This is a genomic window from Lachnoclostridium sp. An131 (assembly GCF_002160825.1).
GTDB lineage: Bacteria > Bacillota > Clostridia > Lachnospirales > Lachnospiraceae > Laedolimicola.
Map to the genome: position 1 here is coordinate 71,573 of NZ_NFLI01000010.1, position 22,585 is coordinate 94,157.

At 51.4% G+C, this 22,585-nt stretch carries 15 protein-coding genes and 1 CRISPR repeat array; of the genes, 1 reads left to right on the top strand and 14 read right to left on the bottom strand.

Going from position 1 to position 22,585, the window contains the following annotated elements:
- Positions 1 to 156 precede the first annotated feature (156 nt).
- From glgX to B5E77_RS09775, 10 genes are all read right to left on the bottom strand, one after another.
- Positions 157 to 2,247, bottom strand: coding sequence for a glycogen debranching protein GlgX (glgX, locus tag B5E77_RS09730; protein WP_087165182.1), 2,091 nt, complete (start codon positions 2,245 to 2,247; stop codon positions 157 to 159).
- Entirely contained in the window at positions 2,244 to 3,236 is a 993-nt protein-coding gene (locus tag B5E77_RS09735) for an NYN domain-containing protein (RefSeq protein WP_087165183.1), read from the bottom strand. Before B5E77_RS09735 ends, glgX begins: the two co-directional genes overlap by 4 nt.
- Before the next feature lie 82 nt (positions 3,237 to 3,318).
- Positions 3,319 to 4,290 carry a ComEC/Rec2 family competence protein gene (locus tag B5E77_RS09740; RefSeq protein ID WP_087165184.1) on the bottom strand — a complete coding sequence of 324 codons (972 nt, stop codon included), beginning with the start codon at positions 4,288 to 4,290 and terminating at the stop codon, positions 3,319 to 3,321.
- A 45-nt stretch (positions 4,291 to 4,335) separates the two neighbouring features.
- Positions 4,336 to 5,499, bottom strand: a complete 1,164-nt coding sequence (locus tag B5E77_RS09745; RefSeq protein WP_087165185.1) for an FprA family A-type flavoprotein — start codon at positions 5,497 to 5,499, stop codon at positions 4,336 to 4,338.
- A gap of 187 nt (positions 5,500 to 5,686) precedes the next feature.
- Complete coding sequence (locus tag B5E77_RS09750) at positions 5,687 to 7,078, bottom strand: MATE family efflux transporter (protein WP_087165186.1); 1,392 nt, start codon at positions 7,076 to 7,078, stop codon at positions 5,687 to 5,689.
- Between the two features lie 113 nt (positions 7,079 to 7,191).
- Positions 7,192 to 9,069, bottom strand: coding sequence for an ATP-dependent zinc metalloprotease FtsH (gene ftsH / locus B5E77_RS09755; protein ID WP_087165187.1), 1,878 nt, complete (start codon positions 9,067 to 9,069; stop codon positions 7,192 to 7,194).
- Between the two features lie 116 nt (positions 9,070 to 9,185).
- Positions 9,186 to 11,912: an ABC transporter permease gene (locus B5E77_RS09760; RefSeq protein ID WP_087165188.1), complete on the bottom strand. Its 2,727-nt coding sequence runs from the start codon at positions 11,910 to 11,912 to the stop codon at positions 9,186 to 9,188.
- Positions 11,909 to 12,592 (bottom strand): ABC transporter ATP-binding protein, encoded by a 684-nt coding sequence (locus tag B5E77_RS09765; RefSeq protein ID WP_087165189.1) that lies wholly within the window; start codon positions 12,590 to 12,592, stop codon positions 11,909 to 11,911. The genes B5E77_RS09760 and B5E77_RS09765 overlap by 4 nt, the downstream gene beginning before the upstream one ends.
- A 159-nt stretch (positions 12,593 to 12,751) precedes the next feature.
- On the bottom strand, positions 12,752 to 13,765 hold the full coding sequence (locus B5E77_RS09770) for a sensor histidine kinase (protein WP_087165190.1): 1,014 nt from the start codon (positions 13,763 to 13,765) through the stop codon (positions 12,752 to 12,754).
- Between the two features lie 11 nt (positions 13,766 to 13,776).
- The gene (locus B5E77_RS09775; protein ID WP_087165191.1) at positions 13,777 to 14,448 is read right to left on the bottom strand and encodes a response regulator transcription factor; all 672 of its coding nucleotides are present in this window, start codon (positions 14,446 to 14,448) and stop codon (positions 13,777 to 13,779) included.
- A gap of 252 nt (positions 14,449 to 14,700) precedes the next feature.
- Here B5E77_RS09775 and B5E77_RS09780 point away from each other — a divergent pair, with 252 nt between their 5' ends.
- Positions 14,701 to 15,348 (top strand): hypothetical protein, encoded by a 648-nt coding sequence (locus B5E77_RS09780; RefSeq protein WP_087165192.1) that lies wholly within the window; start codon positions 14,701 to 14,703, stop codon positions 15,346 to 15,348.
- Between the two features lie 116 nt (positions 15,349 to 15,464).
- Here B5E77_RS09780 and B5E77_RS09785 read toward each other — a convergent pair whose 3' ends face one another.
- The 4 genes from B5E77_RS09785 to B5E77_RS09795 form a co-directional block, all read right to left on the bottom strand.
- Entirely contained in the window at positions 15,465 to 15,938 is a 474-nt protein-coding gene (locus B5E77_RS09785; protein ID WP_087165193.1) for a pyridoxamine 5'-phosphate oxidase family protein, read from the bottom strand.
- The gene (locus B5E77_RS17090; protein ID WP_143468609.1) at positions 15,935 to 16,075 is read right to left on the bottom strand and encodes an OadG-related small transporter subunit; all 141 of its coding nucleotides are present in this window, start codon (positions 16,073 to 16,075) and stop codon (positions 15,935 to 15,937) included. The genes B5E77_RS09785 and B5E77_RS17090 overlap by 4 nt, the downstream gene beginning before the upstream one ends.
- Before the next feature lie 15 nt (positions 16,076 to 16,090).
- Positions 16,091 to 17,227 (bottom strand): sodium ion-translocating decarboxylase subunit beta, encoded by a 1,137-nt coding sequence (locus B5E77_RS09790; protein ID WP_087165194.1) that lies wholly within the window; start codon positions 17,225 to 17,227, stop codon positions 16,091 to 16,093.
- Positions 17,228 to 17,354: 127 nt separating this feature from the next.
- Positions 17,355 to 18,245 (bottom strand): radical SAM protein, encoded by an 891-nt coding sequence (locus tag B5E77_RS09795; protein ID WP_087165195.1) that lies wholly within the window; start codon positions 18,243 to 18,245, stop codon positions 17,355 to 17,357.
- A gap of 525 nt (positions 18,246 to 18,770) precedes the next feature.
- Positions 18,771 to 22,057: a CRISPR direct-repeat array (repeat unit 32 nt; unit sequence ATTTCAATCCTCACCGCCACAAGGGCGGTGAC).
- The last annotated feature ends 528 nt before the right edge of the window (positions 22,058 to 22,585 follow it).

Genomic DNA, 22,585 nt, shown 5'->3' on the forward strand with positions numbered 1-22,585 from the left:
AAATTGATATATTTCTATATCGTTTTTTATCTTACTCCCAGGAAAATAAATTTGTCAATTCTTTTTTGCAAAAAAATACAGGATTACACAGAAAAACTGCATAAAATCTCCATCCCTGTCCTCTTTCCGGCATAAGCGCGGAAAAGGGAGGGAGCCTCAGCATCCCTCCAGCACCGTCACAGAACGGGGCCTCAGGCAGATTTTGTCTCCACCGGCAGGTATCCCCTCCGGGTAGATCTCTCCGGCTTCTCCCGCTCCTGTACAGACGGTCATCCGCCAGGAGAGGCCCTCCGGAAGGGCAGGAAGCGCCAGCCATGCCTCCTCCCACCATGGATTGACCGCCAGATAGACCAGATCATCCCTTCCTCTTTCTCCGTCATAGCCCGCATACAGGACGCCGAAGGCCTTTGTGTCCGGAGAGAGCTTTCCGTCCCAGGCATTTTCCTTATGGCAGCTGATCTGCGGAAAGCCGCACATGGCTCCGGGAAGCTCCCTGGTAACCGCAGGGTGGCGCTTTCGAAACGCGATCATATACCGGAAGAAATCAAACAGCTCCCGGTGCTCTTTCAAAAGTCCCCAGTCCAGCCAGGAGATCTCATTGTCCTGACAGTAGGCATTGTTGTTTCCGTACTGGGTATTTCCAAACTCGTCCCCGGCCAGAAACATGGGAGTTCCACGGCTGCACATCAGCACTGCGCAGGCGTTTTTCATCAGCCTCAGACGAAGCTTCTGCACTTCCGGATCTTCGGTCTCTCCTTCTGCCCCGCAGTTCCAGCTGCGGTTGTCATTGCTGCCATCCGTATTATTCCAGCCATTGGCCTCGTTATGCTTTTCATTATAGCTGTAAAGATCGCGCAGCGTAAATCCATCGTGGCAGGTCAGGAAATTAACCGAAGAATTATAACCGCTGTAGCCGCTCCTGTTCTCCGCATAAAGGTCGTGGGAACCCGTAATCCGGCTGGCTGCCTCCGGCGCCAGCCAGTATTCTCCCTTCAGGAAGCTCCGCAGCGTGTCTCTGTATTTTCCGTTCCATTCGGCCCACCGCTTCCATGCCGGAAAGCTTCCGACCTGGTAAAGCCCGCCTGCGTCCCAGGCCTCGGCGATCAGCTTCGTATTTCCCAGCAGAGGCTCATAGGCAAGGCGTTTCAGAAGCGGCGGATTGCTCATGGGCGAGCCGTCCTCATTGCGGCCAAGGATGCTTGCCAGGTCAAAGCGGAAGCCATCTACCCTGTATTCGGAAACCCAGTAGCGCAGACATTCCACAATCATCTCCTGCACGACTGGATGATTGCAGTTCAGAGTGTTTCCGCAGCCGCTGAAATTGTAATAGTATCCGTCCGGCGTCAGCATATAATAAACCTGATTGTCAAAGCCTTTAAAGGAGATAAACGGACCGTGCTCGTTTCCTTCCGCCGTATGGTTAAAGACTACGTCGAGAATCACCTCAATTCCCGCCAGGTGGAGCTCCCGGATCAGCTCCTTCAATTCACGTCCTTCCCGGTTATACTCTTCCGCCGCCGTGTAGCTGGTATTCGGCGCAAAAAAGCTCACCGTGTTATAGCCCCAGTAATCAAGGAGCTGGCGGCCGTCCACCTCCCGCTTTCCCATCGTCTCGTCAAATTCAAAGATCGGCATCAGCTCCACCGCCGTGACGCCAAGCTCCTTCAGATAGGGAATCTTTTCCTTCAATCCCGCAAAGGTGCCCGGATGCTCCACGCCGGAGGACTCGTGCTTCGTAAAGCCCCGCACATGAAGCTCATAAATAATCAGATCGCTCATCTCATAAAATGGGTCCGGCGCGTCTCCCCAGTCAAAGTTGCTTTTCACGACACGGGCATGGTAGAGGCCGTCTTTCTTCTGGCTCTCTCCCCAGACACTCTGTCCTGTCACAGCTCTCGCATATGGATCCAGAAGCACATGCTTCCGGTCAAAAAGCAGTCCCTTTTCGGGGTCCCAGGGACCGTCCAGCCGGTATGCATATTCAAATTCCTCAATATCCAGGCCGAAGACAATCATGGAATATACCTGGCCTATCCTGTAATGATCCGGAAATTTCAGTACCGCATAGGGATTTTCCTCTTCTCTGTGATATAAAAGAAGCTCACAGGAAGACGCTCCCTGTGAGTGCACGGTAAAGCTGACAGCCCCTTCCAGGGCTGTCGCTCCATATACTTCATAAAGACCGGGCCGCACGAGATAACCGCCCACCACATCCAAAGGCTTTAACGCCTTTCTCTCCTCTGTCATGATTTTCTCTCCTTAATGCTGACCAGATTGCCGTTTACCGAAAGCTGCCGGATGCTCCGCAGGAAGCTGGACAGGCGGCTGTATCCATAATCCTTGATATCAAAGGACGGATGCTTCTTATGAATTTCCTCGTAGACCAGGGACAGATTTTCCACCTGGCCTCCGCTGTTCTTTACAAACAGCAGAATTTCCTTCTCCAGCTTCTGCCGGTCAATCTGGCCGCTTAAGCCCACCGCATAAGCGGAATCAATCCGGTACACGGAGAGGCGGGGGCAGGTATCCTGAAGCAGGACCACCAGCTTCGTGTAGCCGTAGTTCCGGACGTCAAAATCCGTAAACTTGTCATTGAGCCGGCTTCCTATCTCACCCAGATATGTGATTTTTCCTTTGTTTTCATTGTCATTGATAATGGAAATCACGGCTTCCTCTATCTGGGAGAGAGGCGTAACCGCGCTGCCGTGCTCTTCCTCAGCAGCCTTGCTTCCTTTTCTTCGGGCTCCGGCAGACACAGAAGCCTCGGAAGCCGTCTCCACATCATTGACCTGCTTGTTAATCAGATTCAGATGGATAAACTTATTACAGGCCTTGGTCAGGGCCATGGGCGTCTTGGATTCTCCCATGCCGATGACATACATATTTTCCTCCCGGAGCCTCATCGCCAGCCGCGTGAAATCACTGTCGCTTGTCACCAGGCAGAAGCCGTCCACCTTTCCTGAATAAAGGATGTCCATCGCGTCAATCACCATGGCCATATCTGTCGCGTTTTTCCCGCTGGTATAGGCAAACTGCTGGACCGGAGTGATGGAATTTTCCAGCAGGACCTCCTCCTTCCAGCCATTCGCCCTGCTGGACCAGTTTCCATAGATACGGCGGAAGGACGCGTATCCATAATTCTCGATCTCGTTAAAAATACTGGACGCATATTTGGCGCTGATATTGTCTGAATCTATCAGCACCGCAAACTGCTTTTTCTCTTCTATAATCTCCATTTACACCCCTCGCTTTTTCGTTTCTGCTTTTTGATATTCTTGCTCCCATGCCTTTTGCCCGCTCACACAGGCCTTCCAGGCTTCACCCCTTCGGCTCTCCGGCCTGCCAGCTCTCGCTGGGCGGTACGTTAAAGGTGATGCCGGCGCCGTCTGATGTCGCTACGACAGTTCCCTCCTCGTCCGTACGGAAGACCTTGATTCCCATCTCCCGGAGCCGGTTCAGCACCTCTGCATGGGGGTGCCCGTAGCTGTTTCCTTCTCCGCAGCTAATTACCACATATTCCGGATTCACCCGTTCCAGAAATGCTTCTGTATTGGCCGTTCTGCTGCCATGGTGGGCTGCCTTGAGGACGTCAGCAGACAGATCGATTCCATTATCCAGCATGTCCGCCTCGGAATCCTCCTCTGCGTCTCCCGTAAGCAGGAAACGGTTCTCCCCATGCTCCAGGAGGATTCCCACGGAATAATCATTGGCATTATCCCCATATTCTCCGTTCGGCGCCACAATTGTAAAGGCAGCCTCACCAAGCTCATAGACCATCCCCACCTGGGGCAGCGTGAGCTCATACCCTTTCTCCTCCATCACATCTGTCACATCTGTATAGGTCTGGGTGTCTTTTTCGTAATCCGGCATGATCACGGTGCCGCAGTCAAAGGCTTCCATCACTACATCCAGTCCCCCGATGTGATCTGCATCCGGATGCGTTCCAATCACATAGTCCAGATCGCCTATGCTCTGATACTCCAGATAATCCCGGACATCATCGCCCCAGCTGTTATTTCCTGCATCGATCAGCATCGCAGCCTCACCGCAGCGGATCAAAGTGGCATCCCCCTGCCCTACGTCCAGAAAATGTACCTCCAGTGTGGAGCCATCCCGGAAGACATCGGAAGCGGCAGCAGATACGTCCTCCGCTGCCGCATTTCCTGCACCCCGGGAGTCCCCGCCGCCATCTGTCAGCTGTTCCTGCAGAGGATATACCGCCGCCAGGCACAGGGCCGCTACGGCCAGAATCAGCTTTCTTCCCCGGCTTTTTCTCCTTCTTCGTGCCATATTCTCTCAAGTCCTTTTTTCTGTCATTCTCGGATGTATTCTCCGCTACTGCGCAAGCAGCTCGTCCGCCAGCCGCTCCATAGCCTCCCGATCCTCCGGCTTCATCGTGGAACGGATCGTCACCATGGTATCGCACACCTGGATATTCTTCATCTCCTCCAGATATCCCTTCATCACACGTCCTGCAGAAGGAGCCCAGGTTCCATTCTCAATCAGTCCGACCTTACGGTTCTGGAAGGCCTTATACTTCAGGTGGGTCAGGAAGTCCTCCATGCAGAGGAACACGCCTCCGTCGTAGCTGGCTGCCGCCAGAACAAGACGGTCATAACGGTATGCCTCCGCGATTACCTGCGCCATGTCATCCCGGGCCAGATCATAGACCTTGACCGGAATCTCCGTCCTGCTTCGCAGGATCTCCGCCATCTCCTGGGCCGCCTTCTTCGTATTTCCATGAATCGAGGCGCTGGCAATCACAATGCCAGGCTCCTCCGGACGATAGCTGCTCCAGGTATCATAAAGACCGATATAATAGCCCAGATTCTCTTTCAGAATCGGTCCGTGCAGCGGGCAGATCATCGCAATATCAAGCCCTGCAGCCTTTTTCAGAAGCGCCTGCACCTGTGTGCCGTACTTTCCTACGATATTGATAAAATAACGTCTCGCCTCGTCCGCCCACGCTTCCTCTGTGTCAAGAGCGCCGAACTTTCCAAAGCCGTCTGCCGAAAACAGGATCTTCTCAGATACCTCGTATTCTACCATAACCTCCGGCCAGTGAACCATCGGCGCCATCACAAAGGCCAGGGTATGACTGCCAAGGCTTAAGGTATCCCCTTCCTTTACCGTCACGCAGCGATCCGTCAGATCCAGATCAAAGAACTGAGGCAGGAAGGCAAAGACCTTTGCGTTGCTCACCAGCTTCATCTCCGGATACTTTTCTGCGACCCTCTGAATGTTTCCCGCATGATCCGGCTCCAGGTGAGAAATCACCAGATAATCCGGCTTCCGTCCGTCCAGGGCCTCCTCCAGGTTCGCCAGCCACTCTTCCGCCGCTCTCGGATCTACGGTGTCCATGATCGCTGTCTTCTCATCCATGATCAGATAGGAATTGTAGGAGACGCCGTTCGGAACCACATACTGGCTCTCAAACAGATCGATGGTCTTATCATCCGCTCCTATATAATAGATAGAATCTGTCACTTTATTACGCATGTCTGCTCTTCCTCCTGCATCCTGTTATGTTTTTATACTGTGCTTGATTTATGTCCGTCCGGCAGAAGCACACTGCCCTGTTCGCCATTCCGGACATGAGCTGTCTTATAAAATTGTACACAAGATCCGGGCCTCTGGCAAGTATTCTTTTGTATACATGAGAAAGTTTTTACATTTCCGGCCCCATTCAGGCACTCCTCTCTCCTGCCTTCAGCTCGCCTCCCACCACATGCAGCATCGTGAAGTAGCAGGCCAGGCCGCCGACGATATTCGTCACCGGTTCCGACGCCAGCACGCCATAAATCCCCAGATTCCACAGATGAGGCAATATCAGGATCAGCGGCACCCCGAGGATAGCTTTGCGGAACAGAGAGAAAAATACCGCCTGCTTTGCTTTTCCAAGGCTGACAAAAATATTCTGCCCCGCATACTGAAACGCCATAAAGATAAAAAGCACAAAATGAATCCGCAGGGAGATGATCCCCACCTCCAGAAGCTCCTGCTCACCGTTGAAGAGCCGGATGAGCTGTCCGGGAAACAGCATCAGAATCAGCCAGGCTGCCGACGCAAAGGCCAGGGATACTGTTGTGACAAACCGGATCCCTTCCCGCACACGCCCGTACTGCCTGGCTCCGTAATTATACCCGAGCACCGGCTGGGCTCCCTGGGTAAAGCCCTGCAAGGGCATCTGCACGACTTCGCGGATCGAATAGATGACTGTCATGGCTCCCACATACAGATCTCCGCCGTAAAACTGCAGGGACGCATTGCAGAAAATCTGCACCAGGCTGTTTGTCACAGACTGCGTGAAGCCGGACAGGCCCAGAGACAGAATCTGCACCATAAGCCTGGGCTTCGGTTTCATTGCCGGCAGGCGCAGCCTCAGAATTGCCTTCTTTCCGCACAGAAAAGCCAGCACCCACGCAGCAGACACCATCTGAGACAAAATAGTCGCCAGCGCCGCGCCCTCCACGCCCCAGCCAAAGCCATAGATAAAGACAGGATCCAGGATCAGATTCAGCAAAGCGCCGATCACGACCGTCAGCATTCCCGTCTTTGCGAAGCCCTGGGACTGAATAAACGGATTCATGCCAAGCCCCAGCATCACAAAAATGTTTCCGGCCAGATAGACCTGAAGATACCCGTCCGCATAGGCAATCGTCTGCTCGCTTGCGCCAAACAGATAGAGAAGCGGTGTCTTGAAAAGATAGCCTGCCGCAGTCAGGACCACACCGAGAATCACAAGCACCACCAGGGAATTTCCCATGATCTGCTCTGCCTTCTTCAGATTTCCTCTGCCGCGCTCAATGGAGCACAGAGGCGCGCCGCCGCTTCCACAAAGGTTCGCGAACGCATTGATAATCGTAATCAGCGGGAAGGCCACTCCCACACCTGTCAGTGCCAGCCTCCCGTCGCCCTCCATGTGGCCCAGATACACACGGTCCACGATATTGTAAAGCACATTGACCAGCTGTGCCATAATCATTGGGAACGCAATCCGGAAAATACTTCCCTTCATGTCCCCTGTTGTAAAATCATTTCTTTTTTCCAAAATCGTATTTTCTGCATCTCTATTCATAACAAAAAGCCTCCGGCAGCTCTCATTATAATACCAAAATCAGAGAACCGGAAGCTTTTTTAAGAAATCGTAAAATTTATGTGAACCGCGGCCTGTTCTGGCGTCGCGATTTCCTACTGCTGAGCTGGCGTCCCAGCTTCATCTGAGGTTTCAATCTGCCCTGCCGGACGATCCAGCACTTCCATGAATTCCTCGCCGGTAATTGTCTCCTTTTCATAAAGGAATTTGGCGATCTCATGGAGCTTCAAAATATTGTCTGACAAAAGCCTTCTTGCTTTCTCATGCTCTGCCTTTACCAGCTCTACCACCTTGCGGTCAATGAGAGACGCCGTCTCCGCCGAGCAGGCCAGAGACGTATCGCCGCCCAGGTACTGATTCGTCACAGTCTCCATGGCAACCATATCGAACTCCTCCGACATGCCGAAGCGCGTAATCATGGCTCTGGCCAGCTTGGTCGCCTGCTCGATATCATTGGAAGCGCCGGTCGTCACAGAATGGAAAATCAGCTCCTCTGCCACACGGCCTCCGGTCAGCGTCGCAATTTTATTTTCCAGCTCCTCCTTCGACATCAGGTTGTGCTCGCCCTCATCCACCTGCATGGTATAACCAAGGGCCCCGGAGGTACGCGGAATGATTGTGATTTTGTGCACCGGAGCGGAATGGGTCTGCAGGGCCGCCACCAGAGCGTGCCCTACCTCATGGTAAGCCACAATCAGCTTTTCTTTATTGGAAAGAACCTTATTCTTCTTCTGATAGCCGGCGATGACTACCTCCACGCTCTCCTCCAGATCGCTTTGAATCACATATTTGCGGCCCTGGCGTACGGCGCGGAGCGCCGCCTCATTGATCATGTTCGCCAGCTCCGCTCCGGAGGCGCCTGCCGCCGCGCGCGCAACAGCATTGAAGTCTACATCATCGCCCAGCTTCACCTTTTTCGCATGGACCTTCAGGATATCCTCACGGCCCTTCAGATCCGGAAGCTCCACCGGCACTCTCCGGTCAAAGCGGCCCGGCCGCAGAAGCGCCGGGTCAAGGGAATCCGGCCTGTTGGTCGCTGCCAGGATCATGACGCCCTTGCGGCCGTCAAAGCCGTCCATCTCAGTCAAAAGCTGGTTCAGGGTCTGCTCACGCTCATCGTTTCCGCTGAAGCCGGCTCCGTCACGCTTCTTGCCGATCGTATCAATCTCATCAATAAACACAATGCAGGGAGCTTTCTCATTGGCCTGCTGGAACAGATCGCGTACCTTCGCCGCGCCCATACCTACAAACATCTCCACAAATTCCGAGCCGGAGATAGAAAAGAAGGGCACATTCGCTTCTCCTGCCACTGCCTTTGCAAGCAGCGTTTTTCCGGTTCCCGGAGGCCCCACCAGAAGCGCTCCCTTCGGCATAGACGCTCCGATCTCAGCATACTTTGCAGGATTATGCAGGAAATCCACAATTTCCGTCAGGATTTCCTTCGCCTCATCCTCACCTGCCACATCAGAGAACCGGATGCCTGTGGTAGATTCTACATAAATCTTTGCGTTGCTCTTTCCGAAGGTCATGGCATTTCCCATGGCTCCGCCCATCTTTTTGCTCAGGCTGCGCATCATAAGCTGTCCAATCACAATCAGAATGATAAATGGCACCAGAGACATCAAAATGGACATCCAGGGAGAAACCTGCTCTATAATCTGCGTCCCGTAGCCGCCCTCTACCTCTGCGTTCTCCAGGCGTGTCAGCAGATCGGGATCCGGAAAAATTCCCGTCTCATAATAATTCACCGGATCACCTTTATCTGAAAAAATAATCTGGTTCTCCTGGCTGTCGATCTGTACCTCCTTTACCTGCTTTTCCTCCAGCATGGAAAGAAAGGTATCATAGCCTACTTCTGTAATGGTAGGCGACAGCATCTTCGGGAACAGAAAAAGATTCAGCAGTATCATAATCAATATGACAACCGCGTAGTAGAAAATAAACGGTTTTTTGTTGTTTTTGACTTCCTTCATTCTTTTCTCCTGTCGTTTTCAGCGGACAGTCATACAGACTGCCCGCCAGTATGAAAAAAGTCTAACATTTTGCAAAATGACATTCAATAAAGGAATTCTAAACAATTCTAAAAATTCTATAGGCTCTCCTGGCGGATGCTGTCAATAATATTCTCGTGCCGCATCCTGCTGCGGGCGTAAAGCATGGTCACAAAGACGACGGCAAACACACTGAATACAGCAATCACAATACTGAATACCGGAACGTAAAAGCTCGTATCCATGCTGGATTTCACTACCTGATAGATTTCCCAGGTCACGAGCAGAGACACGGGAATCCCATAAAGCAGTGCCTTTAAGCCGTAAAGCAGGCATTCGAAGCTCAGCATCCGGTTCATTTCCTTCGGCGTCATTCCTACAGACGACAGTACCGCAAACTCTCTGCGGCGCAGCAGAAAGGCCGTAGAAACCGTATTAAATACATTGGCGGCTGCAATCAGGGAAATCAGCGCAATAAACCCGTACGAAAAGATATCTACCGTCAGAAGCATATTTTTTGCCACGGTGATGCTTTGCCTCTCATCATTTACAAATACGTAGCCTCCGTCCGTATTCGTCTCTTCGTCTGCCAGCTTCTGAATGCGCTCTGTCACTGCCTGATGCTCCTTCGCCTGCAGATACAAGGTCCGTCTTGTCAGATAGGCGTCTGCGTCATCTCCGGTCATCTGCCTGAACCGGCTCTCCGGAACCACAATATTAAGCCCGGAGTCCCCTGCAAAAAGGTTCATCGGCCCTCTTTCTACAAAGAAGTCTGCAGCAGCCCGTACCTGCCGCTGATAATCCTCTTCCCGCACCTCCTGGCCGGAAGCTCCCGCTTCCTCTGCCGCTGATATAGCCTCGTTCCAGCTTTCTGTATCCGTAAGCACCAGCTCAATCTCCGCCCCCTCCTTTTCCAGGACATCAAAGCTTCTGTATCTCTGCTCACTCCAATCATACCACTTCATCTGATTATAGGCAGCGGCAGAATATGGGGCGCCCTCATTCACTGTCTGCTGTCTGACGCCCTGCTGTGCCAGCCATTCCTCATAATCCGCATCCTTGAGCACCAAAAGGTTTACAGAAAGCACCGCACGTCCATCCTCTGACAGGAAATAGGGAGAATCCTCCGAGCCCGGAGACGAAATTCCTTCCGGCGTGTACATTCCACGCGCTTCCTCCGTCATAGCTTTCGGATCTACCAGAGCTTTCGCATAGACCCATGCCGTATCCAGCGCTGCATCGACGCCCTCCACTGCTGCAATCTCTCCGGCCAGATGCTCCGCTTCGTCTTCCAGATATACTGAGACATCATAGCCCGGCAGCTCACTTACCTCCGTCGCGGTGCTCTTAATATAAGACGAAAAGGAGCTGGCCGAGATGAAAAGCACAATACTGATAAACAGTGAGAAAATCGTCGTCCGGTACTGCTTTCTGTCCCTGGAAAAATGCTTCCCCGCAATCATCACAGGAAGACCGAAGAGACGGTAGGAAATCCTTCCCTTCCGGCCTTTTGCAAAGCTGTTTTTCCGGGGCTTCCGGACATCCCCCGACTGCCGGATCGCTTCTATCGGAGGAAGCTTCGCCGCACGCCTGGCCGGAATCCAGGCGGAAATCAGCACTGTTGCCAGAGCTGTCAGAACTGCGATCAGAACTGCCGGCCAGGCTATATAAAGCTGCATCACCACCGTATCGCTGGAAAGCAGATAGATGAAATAGGATCCGGTGAAATGAAGGGTCACACCGATTCCGAGAATTCCCGCTCCGACACCGAGAGGAATCCCGACAGCGCTTAAGGCCAGCGCCTCCCAAAACACCATCCCCCGCAGCTGTTTCGGCGTAGCCCCTACAGAGGCCAGCAGGCCAAACTGCTTCGTCCGATCGCTGACGGAAATCGCAAAGGAATTGTAGACCAGAGAGATTCCTCCAACCATAATCAGCGCGATCAGGATCGCCGCCAGACCATAGAGCAGCTGCATATACGGACGGTTCTGAGAGGTTCCCATATACCGGAGAAGCTCTGTATTGTAGGTGGTTTCGTAACCATACATGTTTTCTTGTGTAAACCGGTAAATCTGTGAAGAATGACGTATCCGGTAAAAGCAGGTATAGGATGCATTCCCCGCCGGCTCCTCCTCCATCACTGACATACAGTAAAAGGCAGGAGTGCTGCTGCTCTCCATGAAAGCCGGCGGCTCCATGATTCCTGTCACCGTGTATTCCCTCGTTTCCTCCGGGACAAATTCTTCCACCACTCGGATCCTGCTGCCGTCCTCCTCCTGTGTATAAATCAGCGGATTATAGAGTCCCAGCTGCTCTCCCTCCAGAGTTCTTTTCCCCAGATTCAGCCTCAGCGTATCGCCGGTTTCCACATCCAGAAGTCCCCAGTTCTCCACTCTGTCTGTAATCACGATCTCATGGCTGTTCTCCGGCATCCGCCCCTCCGTCAGCACGATCGGCATCATATCCGTAAAGCCCTCTGACAGCCCGGCCACATAGAGATAAGGCTTGTGATAGATGTAGATCTCCTCATCTGTAATACCTGGAATCTCCGCATAGCCCACATCCTGCCAGACTGTCAGCCCTGTCACCTCTTCATCCCCGGAAAGCTCTGCAAGCTTTTCCTCCGGAACCTGAAACGAAGCCCCGTACCAGTTTCCCAGCTCCTCGATGGCTACCCGGACCATATACTGCTGAAGGCTGGAAATAAAGGTCGTAACCGCTGTAAGCATAGCCGAAGCCAGAATAATCCCGATGACCGTCACAAGAGTACGCGTCCGGTTCTTCCTTAAGGTCTTAAAGGTCACATTGGCAAACACATTTTTCATCGGCGGATCACCTCGTCTCTGGCGATTCTCCCGTCCTCCATGGACATAATCCGGTCTGCCTGCAGCGCCAGATTCTCATCATGGGTAATCATAATCAGCGTCTGTCCAAATTTCCGGTTTGACAGCTTTAACAGCTCCATGATTTCCTGGCTGTTTTTGGAATCCAGATTTCCCGTAGGCTCATCCGCCAGCACAATAGCAGGCGCGTTCATCAGCGCTCTTCCGATAGAGACGCGCTGCTGCTGGCCTCCGGAAAGCTGGTTCGGAAGGTGCTTTCTCCGATCCGCGAGATTCAGAAACGCAAGCAGCTCCTCAAGCCGCTCTTTATTGACCGGCCTGCCATCCATCAGCACCGGAAGCGTGATATTCTCTTCCACGTCAAGAACCGGGATCAGATTATAAAACTGATAGATCAGGCCTACCTCCCGGCGCCGGAAGATCGCCAGCTGCTCCGCATCCTGGCTGTAGATATCCTTTCCGTCCAGATACACCTTTCCGGATGTGGGCCGGTCCACGCCGCCTAAGATATGGAGAAGCGTCGATTTACCCGAACCGGAAGGCCCGATGATCGCCACAAACTCTCCCTGCTGAATATAAAAAGATACGTCGTCCAAAGCCCGAACCTCATTATCGCCCGAACCATAAATCTTGGACAGATGCTCTGCCTTCAATACATCCATACTGCTCCTCTCCGCCCGGCGCTCTGCCGGACTCTCCCGCTTTGTTTTTTTCAGTATACCAGGAGCAGGTGACGCTGCCGTGACTGAAAAATAACAAAATTGTCACTTTTCCTTTTGTCTGTGCCGGAAAGCTTCAGGGGGGAGGAAGACACACTGACGCTATATGATTCCCTTATAAAACCGCAGGATAAATCTCGCCCCGCCCTCTGTTCTGTTTTCCGCTTTTACCGTTCCATTCTGGGCATTTATAATCATGCGGGCCAGAGCCAGGCCGATTCCCACGCCGGAGCCAAAGGGCTGCTTTCCCCTGTAAAACCGTTCGAACAGATGGGGCAGATCCTCCGGGCTGATCCCAGGCCCGTCGTCTTCTACGATAAATTCAGTATAAAGGCTGTTTTCCAGCGCCCGGATCCTAAGCACCCCTCCTTCTCCTGCATGCTCCAGACAGTTTTTTATAATATTGCCCAGGGCCTCTGTGCTCCATTCCGGATCGCCTGAGAAACCGGCGTTTTCCTGTATCTGAAGCTCCGCTCTCTGTCCCCGTATTTCCATGGGAATACAAAAAGGCTCCAGAGCCGTACGGACAAGCTGTGCCGCATCCACCCGTTCTTTTCCAAAGGAAGCCGTCCCCGCGTCAATACGGGCGATTTTCAGCAGAACCTCCACCAGCCAGGAAATCCGCTGCTGAAGCTGCCCCGCCTCATAGACCAGGCGGCGCCTTTCTTCTTCCCCCGCCTCCCCAGGCAGTCTGGCAAGCAGCAGATTCAGCGAGGTCAGCGGGGTACGGAGCTGGTGCGAGATATCCGCCAGAGAATCGCTTAAATACACTTTTTCCTTCTGAAGCCGGTCAGACTGATCCTGAAGCCGGGAAATCAGCTTCTGCAGCTCGTTCGCCAGAATCGCCAGCTCTCCTTCCTGATATTGGGACAAATCGAGGGACCGTTCCCCGTGAAGCAGCCTGTCTGCGTCCGCCGCCAGATGTTCCAGCCTCCGGTAACGCCTGACCGTAAAGAAAAGCCAGAAAAGGATGACAAGCAGCCCCAGCGCTCCAAGAAAGACCGCGCATCCTGTCTGACCCGGAAAACAGAAAAGGGCCGCCAGAACCGCTGACACCCAAAAAAGCAGAGAAACCAAAAGCTGACGCCAAAGCTCTGAATTTCGCAGATAACGCATACGTTTCCTCCCTATTCTCCCAGCTTGTATCCAAGGCCGCGCACTGTGCGGATAATGATGGGATTCTGCGGATCGGCCTCTATCTTCTCGCGGAGCCGTTTGATATAGACCGTCAGCGTATTATCATTCACAAATTCTCCTGCCGCATCCCAGATTTCCTCCAGAAGTCTTCCTCTGGACAGCACCATGCCCCTGTGGTTCAAAAAGAACAGGAGCAGACGGTACTCCAGCGCCGTCAAAAGGCAGTCCTGCCCATCCCTGGTGACCACAGCCCTTACCGTGTCCACTCTCAGCCCCTCTATCTCCACTACTGCCTGGCTTTTCCCGCAGCGCCGCAGGACGCTTCGTATCCGGGAAATCAGCTCCCGGGGCCGGAACGGCTTGCTCACATAATCCTCGGCCCCCAGCTCCAGACCCGTGACGACGCTGAATTCATCTCCGGAAGCCGTCAGGAATATCACAGGAAGATCTGAGACCGCCTTCACCGCCGAGCAGACAGAAAACCCGTTGCCGTTTTTCAGTGACACGTCCAGAAGCAGCAGATCAAAGCTTTCCTCTTCCACCGCCTCAAGGGCTTCTCTCTGTCCTTCCTCCGCCCGGACCTGAAACCCTTCTGCCCGGAGCACGGCGCTTAAGTTCTCTATAATGTCTTTATCGTCTTCTACCAGCAATATTTTTGCCATATCTTCTTCTCCCGCTTTTGTCTCTCCACCGGCAGGAGGCTCCCTGCCTGCTGAAATGTTTCCTCTTTTTCTACGATAGCATAAGCCCGTCCGGCCTGCAATGAATATTTCCTGTTTCCATTTCTCCAAATAATTCTGTAAAATATTTCAAATCTTATAGAATGTTCAGGAATATTCTGGTATAATCAGTATGAATTATCCTGAGCAGCAGTTATCTGCTCAGAATCATCTTACAAAAGAGGAGGAATTAGTATGAAATGGTACCAGAAAACAGGATGGATTATTCTTCTCCTTCTTGTCTTTTTCCCTGCAGGCTGCTATCTGATGTGGAAGTACAAGCCTCAGTGGCATAAGTGGGTCAAATGGCCTGTTACTGTCGTTATGGGGATCTGGTTTCTGGCGATCGCAGTCTCATCTCTGCTGCCCTCCCAGGTTCCCGGCTCCCAGGCGCTTTCCGAGGCTCCTGACGCCGCTGAAGCTGCTTCTGCGGAAATAGATTCACAGATACAGGCAGCTGTCGATGAAGCGCTCGCAGAGACGCAGGCTCTTCTGGAGCAAAAGGAAGCAGAATTAAACGACACAAAAGCAGCCCTGGAGGAGACACAGCAGCAGCTTGCCCAGGTACAAGATGAGCTGGAACAGACGCAGGATGAGCTTGAGGAAGCCCAGAATTCCAAAAAAGAAGCTTCCTCCACTACGGCCTCTGCTGATTCTATAAACGATGGCTCTTCTTCCGCCTCTTCCTCTGCAGATTCCGGAGTGACAAACTCTCAGACCGTGCTGGTCACCAGAACAGGCAGCAAATATCACACTCATAAATGCGGAAACGGCACTTATTATGAGGCAACCCTTGACGAGGCTCTGGCCAGAGGACTTACCCCCTGCGATAAATGCTATTGACCGGGACTGCTCCGGGCTGGCCGGACAATCCTGGCGCCATAACCGCTGTAATCTAAAACCGGGGCGTTCTGAATCTGATTTTCAGAACGCCCCGAATCTTAAAACATTGATTTCTATTATTTTTTCTCACGCCGCTTTCCAGTCATGGATTCCACCGTCAGCTTTAACACACGAGTCTGAGCCACCACAGCTTCATTGTAATGAAAGCCGGCAGGAACCGGATAATGCTCCATCAGAATATCAAGAGCCTCTCTCTTTCCTTCCTCAGGCACATCCTCCAGGACACCGTACCCAATCACGCTTTCATAGCACATGGTGCAATTGCCCTTTTCCATATCCGTAAAAAGCATGTGGCCGCAGTCCATCTCAAAACAGACCTTATTATTTTTTGAAAGCAGCTCATACTTCATACCCGTCTGCGCTCCGTGGAAATACAGCGTCACCTGCTGTCCCTCCACCGCCATGCCAAAATTGAGCGGAATCACATAGGGATATTCGTCCCCCTGCATGGCAATCCGGCAGACGTCACATTTTTTCATGACTTCAAGAATTTCATCAAAATCCCGAATCTCTCTGTCACTTCTTCTCATGCCTGCTCATCATCCTTTTTCTTTGGGCCGGATATCTTTCCCATGAGCATTACAAGGAGTGTCAGAATGCCGATTACCACGAAAATTCCGACCATTCCCTTTACCATAATTTCCAGTGCAATGATAAAATCACCCATCTTAATACGCACCTCCTACAGATAAGCAGCCACAAGGCTGATGACAAGACCTCCGGCGATAACGGAAGCAATCTGACCTGATACGTTTGCTCCGATGGCGTGCATCAGAATCACGTTTGACGGATCCTCTTCCATCGCCATCTTCTGAACTACACGGGCAGACATCGGGAACGCGGAAATTCCGGCAGCTCCAATCATCGGATTGATCTTCTTCTTACGGAACAGGTTCAGGAACTTCGCAAGAAGCACTCCGCCGATACTGTCGAAAATGAAGGCAACCAGACCAAGCACCATGATCAGAAGCGTGTCAAAGTTTACGAAGGCTTCCGCGCGCATACTGAAGGAAATCGTGATTCCCAGAAGCAGGGTAATCAGATTTGCCAGCACATTCTGAGCCGTATCAGACAGGTTTCCAAGCACACCGCACTCGCGCAGCAGGTTTCCGAACATCAGGAAGCCTACCAGGGCAACAGACTGCGGAGACACCAGACCTACCAGGAAGGTAACAAGGATCGGGAACGCAATCTTCATCTTCTGAGAAACTGTTCCCGGCGTATAGTCCATATGGATCCTGCGTTCCTTCTTTGTGGTCACCAGACGGATAGCAACAGGCTGCACAATCGGCACCAGCGCCATATACGAATACGCTGCCACCGCAATCGGCCCCACATAGTTGGAATGCAGGACCTGAGACACCAGAATCGAGGTCGGGCCATCTGCAGCTCCGATAATACCAATAGACGCAGCATCCTTCAGGTCAAAGCCCATCAGCACTGCCACACAGATCGCGAAGAAAATACCAAACTGCGCACCTGCACCGAACAGGAACATAGACGGCATAGACAGAAGCGGGCCAAAGTCAATCATCGCTCCGATACCGATAAACAGCAGGATTGGCAGCGCCTCAGACGCATCAATACCCACGTTAAACAACCATTCAATAATACCATTCACAACACCAATGCCTTCCATCTCCTGATTAATCACACCGGACAAAGGCAGATTTACCAGGATTGCTCCAAAGCCCATTGGAAGCAGAAGCGCAGGCTCATAGTCCTTTTTGATAGCAAGATAGATCAGCAGGATTCCCACCGCATACATCACAACCTGCTGCCAGGTGATGGACATAAGCCCCTCCCATAGAAATTCCATTTCCTTTCCTCCTTATCGTTTACACAAAGCGAGACTTCTGACAGCTTCGCCAAAAGTCTCTCTTTTTCTACCGAAAATGATAGCATATTTACTCTGCCCTGTCAATTCATTTACAAATTTCCCGCCTTCAGATTCCCTCATTGTCAAAGGCTGGGATAAAGCTCTCTTCCGCTGTTTCTCCTTCCTGAATAAAGCCTTTTTCCACTCCAAGCTCCACCGCAAAAGCAACCAGCCGTTCATACTCTCGTTTCGTCACCCTCCGGTTCAGCTCAGGCCATTTTTCCATGCCCGGAAGAGGCGTATATTGATTCATAAGGCTTAGGTATACCCGATCTCCATATGTCTCATACACATATTGCACAACCGCCTTAGCGTTCTTCAAATGTCCCGGGAGCAGCAGATGCCGGACAATCACTCCTTTTTTCATCATGCCGTCTTCGCCAAAAACCGGCTCCGGCTGCTGACGAACCATTTCCTCAAGGGCCATTTTGGCAGCATTCGGATAATCCGGCGCATGAGAATAGCGTGCAGCTGTCTCGGATTCCATATATTTGAAATCTGTCAGATAGATATCTACAATTCCCTCCAGCACCCGGAGCGTTTCTGTCTTTTCGTAGCCGCTGCAGTTATACACAACAGGGAGCGTCAGGCCGCAGGCCTGAGCCTGCTTTACCGCCCACGCAATCTCCGGCGTATAGTGGGTGGGCGTCACAAGATTGATATTTACCGCCCCTTTTTCCTGAAGCTCCAGAAAAATCTCTGACAGCCGTTCCGGCGTAATTTCTTTTCCCGCTTCTGCCCCTGCGATATCACGGTTCTGACAATACACGCATCTTAAAGGGCAGCCGCTGAAAAATACGGTCCCAGAGCCCCTCGTTCCCGAGATGCAGGGCTCTTCCCACATATGAAGCGCCGCGCGGGCGGCTTTGATTTTGGTTCCTGTGACACCGCAATAGCCCTTCTGACCGGCGGTGCGGTCAATTCGGCAATTGCGGGGACATATGGTGCATGGCGGCATGGTTGGATTCCTCCGTTTTTGCTATAATGTTGTAATTCTGTAAAAGCCACTACTATTATGAACACATTCTGCAGAAAATAGTTTTTCACTGAATGGCATTATCACACTCATTCTCCCAAAAGGATAAATTCCCCACAATACCCGCATCTCCTTTTTTGCTTCTACTTTCCAGTGACTACTGATAATGTGATGAGATTGTTAAATTATAACGTATTTTTCATTACTAATCAGCCAAAAATATCAAGTATTTTATATTTTAATTCTTTTATTGGTGACCGATGCAAGGCCCACAACACTAATGAGAGTATAATACACAGGAGCTTTTATTGAGTTTCTCACTGCTGTAAAGGTGATGGCATGTCATGGACCGTCGCGTCATTGTCCGCATACTCTACTTTCACTCCTTTTCATCGTCAGGGTAGTGAACGAACTGTTGTGAGCGCCTTCTCCACATAATCACTATTTCAACTCTCGTTGCTACAAGAGCGATGGCCAAGAATGAATAACACTGATATGCCTATCTGGATTTCAATCCACACCGCCAAAAGGGCGGTGACGTGAAAACCGGCCTGTCAGACGGCGAAGAGATTGTATTTCAATCCTCACCGCCACAAGGGCGGTGACGTCAGAGCGTTCCTTGTAAAATATTATGGCCAGGATTTCAATCCTCACCGCCACAAGGGCGGTGACGGTGGCTGCGGACTATGGGGCGCCGACCATGCGATTTCAATCCTCACCGCCACAAGGGCGGTGACAGGGACGGTGAAATACCCGTAGTAATGCACCGGAAATTTCAATCCTCACCGCCACAAGGGCGGTGACATTGGGTTCCCAATATCTACGTTGGAATGTTTGCAATTTCAATCCTCACCGCCACAAGGGCGGTGACTTGGAGATTCAATTCACCATTTTGGGTAACTAATAATTTCAATCCTCACCGCCACAAGGGCGGTGACGTAATACTCTTCGTCTACGTCTCCATCGATCTGATTTCAATCCTCACCGCCACAAGGGCGGTGACTCTACTGGATCGTAAAAACCATGATGCTTTCTGATTTCAATCCTCACCGCCACAAGGGCGGTGACGGCTGTAAGCCCGGAAGAGCAGCAGGCAGTAAACATTTCAATCCTCACCGCCACAAGGGCGGTGACTCTCTCCAATCTTCTGCTGCGTGTCTCCTTCTATATTTCAATCCTCACCGCCACAAGGGCGGTGACAGCTGTACCGGTCAGCATCCGATCCACTCTGGGAGATTTCAATCCTCACCGCCACAAGGGCGGTGACGACTCCGGTACTACCACCGCCCTCAGAAGTATATTATTTCAATCCTCACCGCCACAAGGGCGGTGACTTATAATCCCTCTGCACATATCCTTGGTTGTTATGATTTCAATCCTCACCGCCACAAGGGCGGTGACCAAATATCCCGAAAATCCTGCAATAGTACGAGAATTTCAATCCTCACCGCCACAAGGGCGGTGACGCTACTCAGGATGCCTTGACCTGTCCGCTTCGTAATTTCAATCCTCACCGCCACAAGGGCGGTGACATATATTGCAAAAGGAGACAACAAAATAATGATATTTCAATCCTCACCGCCACAAGGGCGGTGACCTTTCGGGAGGTCGGCTCTTTTTGATATATAAAATTTCAATCCTCACCGCCACAAGGGCGGTGACGCTATGGCACTCCGGTAGGTGTAATGCCTTATCAATTTCAATCCTCACCGCCACAAGGGCGGTGACATAATCATTTTAGGAGGCAACACAATGGCAGGGAATTTCAATCCTCACCGCCACAAGGGCGGTGACTAAGGGTCTGTGAAAATCTCTATTAATTTGCGAAATTTCAATCCTCACCGCCACAAGGGCGGTGACGCAAAATCCAGATTTGATTTCGCGATACGCGATTCATTTCAATCCTCACCGCCACAAGGGCGGTGACAGGATGCAACTTCTTCTTCGGGGGACATTTTCTTATTTCAATCCTCACCGCCACAAGGGCGGTGACAAGCCGGAGAAATGTACAAAGTCCAACAGGTAAAATTTCAATCCTCACCGCCACAAGGGCGGTGACAGTAATAGCCCGCGCTTTCTCACGGGAATCGATCTATTTCAATCCTCACCGCCACAAGGGCGGTGACGGACATTGACTATGGGGCAGACAGCCCGGTTGAAGAAATTTCAATCCTCACCGCCACAAGGGCGGTGACACCCTGCGGAATTACACTGTTAGACACCACGTTCACATTTCAATCCTCACCGCCACAAGGGCGGTGACTGGACGTTCTTTGGATTTTACATGGAGATCGGAATTTCAATCCTCACCGCCACAAGGGCGGTGACTGTGAGGTGAGACATGAACCTCAGGAATTTTGTGAATTTCAATCCTCACCGCCACAAGGGCGGTGACACGCCAGAGGATAATCCGATTTTGACCGAACAGAATTTCAATCCTCACCGCCACAAGGGCGGTGACAGGCTCCGACAGACAGCACGATTGACATTCTGGAAATTTCAATCCTCACCGCCACAAGGGCGGTGACCGACCCCGTCACCTGGCTCTCATCGGCAATCCTCTATTTCAATCCTCACCGCCACAAGGGCGGTGACATCGGAAACCACGGCTCCGGATGAAGATGAATAATTTCAATCCTCACCGCCACAAGGGCGGTGACCGAACGGATCGGCCCCGACATGGGTAACGTTCGGATTTCAATCCTCACCGCCACAAGGGCGGTGACATATCATAGCCCGCAGGATTGCGAGGGATAAGCTATTTCAATCCTCACCGCCACAAGGGCGGTGACCAGGTAAAGCCGGGAAAAGGCGGGAAGATGTACCATTTCAATCCTCACCGCCACAAGGGCGGTGACTATATCCGCGCGTGTGGCCCACCCTTGGAAACCAATTTCAATCCTCACCGCCACAAGGGCGGTGACACAGATACCCATCTTCCTGTGCGCTCAGTTTCAAATTTCAATCCTCACCGCCACAAGGGCGGTGACCAGTTTCGGCAACATCTTTGACTTTCGCTATAGTGATTTCAATCCTCACCGCCACAAGGGCGGTGACTCTAAGTCTCGTGGTTAAACAGTTTTGAGGTATAGATTTCAATCCTCACCGCCACAAGGGCGGTGACTTAGGAGCATAAACCCCAGAGTCCCCGAATTTTTTATTTCAATCCTCACCGCCACAAGGGCGGTGACCATTTCAGCTGTGGATACCATTGTGTTTCCTTTCTGATTTCAATCCTCACCGCCACAAGGGCGGTGACACCGTAAACTCTGCAATGACTCTGACCGGAATTATTTCAATCCTCACCGCCACAAGGGCGGTGACTTGATTCGGAGGTCAGGAAAGCATTGATATTCGATATTTCAATCCTCACCGCCACAAGGGCGGTGACGACCTGTTGTCCGGGATCGAAACCTTTCCAGTATATTTCAATCCTCACCGCCACAAGGGCGGTGACGCAGTTCCGAACCGCATATTCGGGGTGCGGATTTGATTTCAATCCTCACCGCCACAAGGGCGGTGACCCCGGAAGGAACCTATGCTTCTAAACATTATATGATTTCAATCCTCACCGCCACAAGGGCGGTGACCATGCCGATACAACTTTAAGTGGCGGTTCATTCGGGAATTTCAATCCTCACCGCCACAAGGGCGGTGACTTCTCCATCGACTCCACAAACGATATAATCACCTACAATTTCAATCCTCACCGCCACAAGGGCGGTGACGGACAGATTCTTGTACAAGTGTAACTGACAATAAATTTCAATCCTCACCGCCACAAGGGCGGTGACAGCAAAACTGCCTAAATTTCTTTTTCTGAAATCTACCAGTTTTGCACAGTTTGTTCATTCTCGTATTGCACATACACAGAATTTTACAATATATCCCTCAAATCTGTTTTTCACATCTCACTTTCGCAGTTATCTGCAGTGCGAATCAAACAGGTATGTTATGCTCACTTATAGTTCGCACAACTGCATTTCTGTTTCACTTCTCCTTTCTTCTAAACAATGGTATATAGTATTGCATATGCTTAAATTATTTCTCGACACAATTAAAACCTTTTACTATATATCATTTTTTCACATAAATGATAACGAAAAACACTCCCGTTACACACAGATTAGTAAAGATATTTCCGCTACGAGCATATGCTATTTCGAGTATTACGACATCATTTTCTACAGAGATAAGAATTCAAGCATAATAAACCCATATAAAGCACAATCCAACCATTCTGAAACACAAGGTTCATTAATCATAAATCATTTATAAATACCTCGAGGCTTGTCTCCTGCGTTCATTTCTCAGAAAACAAA